Source organism: Streptomyces albidus (ex Kaewkla and Franco 2022), from assembly GCF_013870515.1.
Taxonomy (GTDB): domain Bacteria; phylum Actinomycetota; class Actinomycetes; order Streptomycetales; family Streptomycetaceae; genus Streptomyces; species Streptomyces albidus.
Genome location: NZ_JACBXA010000351.1, coordinates 1 through 4,569, shown reverse-complemented (window position 1 = coordinate 4,569; position 4,569 = coordinate 1). Strand labels below are relative to the sequence as shown.

Sequence of the window (4,569 nt, the reverse complement as noted above, 5' to 3'; positions counted from 1 at the left end):
CGGGTCCGCCGGTACGCCCGGATCGCGGTGTCACGCACCTCTGCGGCGGTGTCACGCACCTCGATCAGCCCCTTTCGCGCCGGTGTACGTGCGTGGGGGACACTTAATCACCAGATACATGTGCTGATCATTGAGGAGCCTCCCTTGGAGTTCGACGTCGTCATCGAGATCCCGAAGGGTTCGCGGAACAAGTACGAGGTGGATCACGAGACCGGCCGCATCCGTCTGGACCGGCACCTCTTCACCTCGACCGTCTACCCGGCCGACTACGGTTTCGTCGACCACACCCTGGGCGAGGACGGCGACCCGCTGGACGCACTCGTGCTTCTCGATGAGCCCACCTTTCCCGGCTGCATCATCAAGTCCCGCGCGATCGGCATGTTCCGTATGACGGACGAGGCCGGCGGCGACGACAAGCTGCTCTGCGTCCCCGCGTCCGATCCCCGGATGGAGCACCTGCGGGACATCCACCACGTGAGCGAGTTCGACCGGCTCGAGATCCAGCACTTCTTCGAGGTCTACAAGGACCTGGAGCCCGGCAAGTCGGTCGAGGGCGCGAACTGGGTCGGCCGCGCCGAGGCGGAGGCCGAGGTCGAAGCTTCGATCAAGCGTCTTGAGGCCCACGGCGACCACTGAAGCACCGAAGCGCTCCGTCGGCGACACCGGAGCGTGCAAATCGGCGACACACCGGAGCATGCAAACGGGTGCGTCCTGCTGCAGGCAGGGCGCACCTTCGCCTTTGAGCCCGGCTCGGTGCGCGTCTTGGAACTCGTCTGCGAACCGCGCCAGGGCCTGTCTGACAAATGGCGCCGTCCGCCGCAGACGGTGCTCGCGGCGGATGGTGCGTGCAGCCGCAAGGCGGAGGATCGCCCTCGTAGTGGGCTACTCGGTCGATCCGACAACTGGGGGCACCTCCCGCGAAGCGGGGGAGGATGTGCGTGCCAGTCGTCGCGAGCAAGGCGAGATTTGCCAGACAGGGCCTAGAAGCCCCTGGTGCGCTTGGCCGCGCGGCGGCCCGGCAGTGGCGTCTCGACGCCGGGGCTCTTGATGAACAGACGGGCCAGCTCACCGCCGAGGTTCACGCCGATGGCGATGGCCAAAGCGAGGGCGACGGCCCGGGAGAGGTTCAGGATGCCCTCGTCCATGTGTCCCTGGGCGATGTTGAGCAGCCCGAAGTACGTGGCGCTACCCGGCAGCAGCGGGCCGATCGCCGCCGTGATGTACGGCAGCGACGAGGCGAACTGGTAACGGGACATCAACTGGCCGAAGAGCCCGACCAGTCCGGCAGCGGCCACCGTCGCGGGCACCGCGTTGACGTTCGCCTCCGTCTCGTGGAGTGCGCCGTAGATCAGCCACGCCACACCGCCGTTGAGCGTGGCCAGCAGCACGGTGTGACGTTCCTGCTGGAGCAGTACGCAGAACGCCAGCGCCAGCAGCATCGCGGCCAGGAGCTGGAGCAGCGGGCTGGAGGCCCCGGGCGCGCTGTCAGGCGTCAGGTTGGCCCCCAGCTTGGACCCGACGTAGAGCACGACCAGCACGCCGCCGACGATGCCGACGATGAGGTAGACGACCTCCAGCAGGCGGGCCGCGGCGGTGATGTAGAAGCCGGTCAGCCCGTCGTGCACGGCCGCCACTAGCGCCCGGCCGGGAATCAGCGCGAAGAGGCCACCGGTGATGACGGCGGCGGCCTTGAGCTTGGTCTCGTTCTGGGAGTCCATGAGCGCGACCAGGACGCCCATCGCCGCCGGCGGCATCGCCGCTGCCGTGAACTGGTAGAACTCCGGCAGCCCGCGCCCGGCGCACAGCCACGCGAGCCGGTCCCCGAACATTGCTCCCAGCGCGGCCAGCACGAAGACGAGCCCGTCGCCGCCCACGAGGAGTGACGCGGCGCCGGAGAGCGTTCCGCTCGCGACCGTCAGGGCTCCCTTGGAGAAGGGGTGACGGTTACGCCTCATCTCGGCGAGGCGGCGGTAGGCCTCCTCCAGGGTGACCTCGCCCTTGGTGATGTCGTCGACGAGCCGGAAGACGGCCGACAGACGCGTGTAGTCGGTGCCCCTGCGGCGCACGGTGCGGCCGACCGTCACCGGGTCGTCGACCAGCGAGGGCTGGTGCGTGATCGAGATCAGCGTGAAGGTGACGGTGGGTTCGCAGCGGTCCAGCCCGTACGCATGTGCCACACCGAACATCGCCGCCTCGACGTCTTCGGCACCCTCGCCTCCGGCGAGGAGCAACTCCCCGATGCGGAGCGTCAGGTCGAGCACGCGGGGGACGGCCGGGCCCGTCTCCGTGTCCTCAGGTCGGCTCGCCCGCTCGGGAGCGGGCCGTTCCGCAAGAGGCATCCGGATCATGGTCCGCATGCGGTCCTGCCACGGAGCTCCGGGCTTGATCAGGGAGACCTTGGGGATCCCCTCGGGCGGCGTGAAGGCGCTGCCGAACTCGGTGGGCGGAGAGGTCAACAGCCCTTCTGGGACGGCGAATTCAGAGGTGGTGTGCTCGTCATCCGGGATGGGGGGCAACGGCATCCCCAGCGGCGGCGTGAACGCGCTGCGTGCGTCGTCGGCGGCCTTCCTGGCCTCCTCCGAACTGTCTCCGTTCTCCGCCGACCGGCCGTTCCGCTTCGGCTCCCCGACCACTCTCTGCCTGCTCCCTCACACCGACGCCTCCGGCCATTCCTGATGGGCCTGACGGACCGAAGCATAAGGTCGCTCCCCTGCCGCGCCCCGGGTCAGGGTGCCCTCGGAGGAGCACCGCCACACGCGTGACAGCGGTGTCGGCGCACGCGCAGTGGGGTGCCGACGGGCGCGTGCGGGGCTTGCGCGGAAGGGCGAGCCCAGCACGCGTCGGTGCGTGCCCCGTGTACGTGACCGAAGGGACAGAAATCGACCGAGGTGCCCGGAGTGGCCGAAATCACGGACGGGGGTGCGTGCGGCGGTTCAGCAGGGAGGGCGGGCCGATGTCAGAGACCGCTCACCGGCCCAGCGCCCGGTACCGGCGAACGGCAAGCGTGAAGAACACGACGGACAGCACGAGCGGCCAGACCAACGCCAGCAGCATGGCGTGGTCAGTCGCCCAGGACCCGCCGCCTCCCCACACGGGGTTGCCGAAGAGCTCCCGTACCGCCTGAGCCGTGGCAGACATCGGATTCCACTCGGCGACGGCGCCCATCCAGGCAGGCATGGTGTCGGGAGAGGTGAAGGCATTCGAGAGGAACGCCACCGGCCAGATGATGATCTGCACCGCCTGCACCAACTCGGGCCTGCCGGCGACCATGCCGAGGTAGATGCCCGCCCACAGCAGTGCGAAGCGCAGCAGGAGCAGCAGGCCGACGGCCGCCAGCGCCGCCCCCGCGGTGCCGTGCCAGCGCCATCCCATGGCGAGCCCGACGGCGAGAAGCACCAGCAGGCAGAGCGCGGACTGCAGCATGTCCAGGACGCTCCGGCCCACCAGGACCGCCGAGGGCGACATGGGCAGCGACCTGAAGCGGTCGATGACGCCCTTGTTCAGGTCCTGCGTCAGCGCGATCATCGTCGACTCCAGCCCGAAGGCCATGGTCAGCGCGAGCATGCCGGGCACCAGGAATTCGCGGTAGTTCCCGACGCCCATGCCGCCGCCGAGGAAGTACGCGAACATCACCAGCATCAGCACCGGGAAGGCCAGGCCCACCAGGACCTGCACGGGCTGCCGCCGCCAGTGCGCCAGCCCGCGCCGTGTCATGGTCCAGGAGTCGGTCAGCGCGTACGTGCTCATGCGCGCACCTCCGCGTGCTCCATGCCGTGCACCCCATCGGTCTCCGCGTCCGCGTGACCGGCCGCGTCGGTGCCGGTGTCCTGTGGCTGTCCGCCGGTGAGGTGCAGGAAGACCTCGTCCAATGTGGGCCTGCGCAGCGCGACGTCCTCCGCTTCGATCCCGGCGTCCTCCAGCGCCCGTACGGTCTCGGACAGCGCCGCCATCCGGTTCGTGACCGGTGCGCTCACCAGCCGGCGGTACGGGTCCTGGGTGACCGCGGGCACGCCCGCACCCGCGGCAGCATCGGCCCGGGAGGCTGCCCGGCCGACGGCCTCCGCGGCCGCGGCCAGTTCGGCGACGTCGCGCACCACGACGTCGATTCGGTCCGTGCCGAGGCGCGCCTTGAGCTGATCCGTCGTGCCCTCGGCGACGACCCGGCCGCTGTCGATCACGGCCACGGAGTCGGCCAGTTGGTCCGCCTCCTCCAGGTACTGGGTCGTCAGCAGCACGGTCGCACCGCCGCCCACCAGTGAGCGCACCGCGTCCCAGACCTCCGTACGCCCGCGCGGGTCCAGGCCGGTCGTCGGCTCATCGAGGAACAGCACGTCGGGAGCTTTGCCGTCCACGGTGCCGAGCAGGGAGACGGCCAGGTCGAGTCGTCTGCGCATGCCTCCGCTGTACTGGCGCACGGCCTTGCGTCCCGTGTCCGCGAGGCCGAACCGCTCCAGCAGCTCGTCGGCGCGGAGGCTCGCCCTCCGCGCACCGAGGTGGTGGAGCCGGCCGAACATCTCCAGGTTCTGCCAGCCGCTCAACTCCTCGTCGAGCGCCGCGTGCTGGCCGAGG

The 4,569-nt window shown here is 69.9% G+C and carries 4 protein-coding genes; 1 reads left to right on the top strand and 3 read right to left on the bottom strand.

The window, feature by feature from the left end; translation table 11 throughout:
* Positions 1-144 precede the first annotated feature (144 nt).
* On the top strand, positions 145-636 hold the full coding sequence (locus H5J26_RS28560; protein WP_028432807.1) for an inorganic diphosphatase: 492 nt from the start codon (positions 145-147) through the stop codon (positions 634-636).
* 344 nt (positions 637-980) lie between these two features.
* Here H5J26_RS28560 and H5J26_RS28555 read toward each other — a convergent pair whose 3' ends face one another.
* From H5J26_RS28555 to H5J26_RS28545, 3 genes are all read right to left on the bottom strand, one after another.
* A complete protein-coding gene (locus H5J26_RS28555) occupies positions 981-2,633 on the bottom strand; it encodes a threonine/serine exporter family protein (protein WP_309238100.1) in 1,653 nt (550 codons plus the stop codon).
* Between the two features lie 334 nt (positions 2,634-2,967).
* A complete protein-coding gene (locus tag H5J26_RS28550) occupies positions 2,968-3,747 on the bottom strand; it encodes an ABC transporter permease (RefSeq protein WP_181768861.1) in 780 nt (259 codons plus the stop codon).
* On the bottom strand, positions 3,744-4,569 hold an 826-nt coding region (locus tag H5J26_RS28545; RefSeq protein WP_181768860.1), incomplete at its 5' end, for an ATP-binding cassette domain-containing protein. The genes H5J26_RS28545 and H5J26_RS28550, both read right to left, overlap by 4 nt.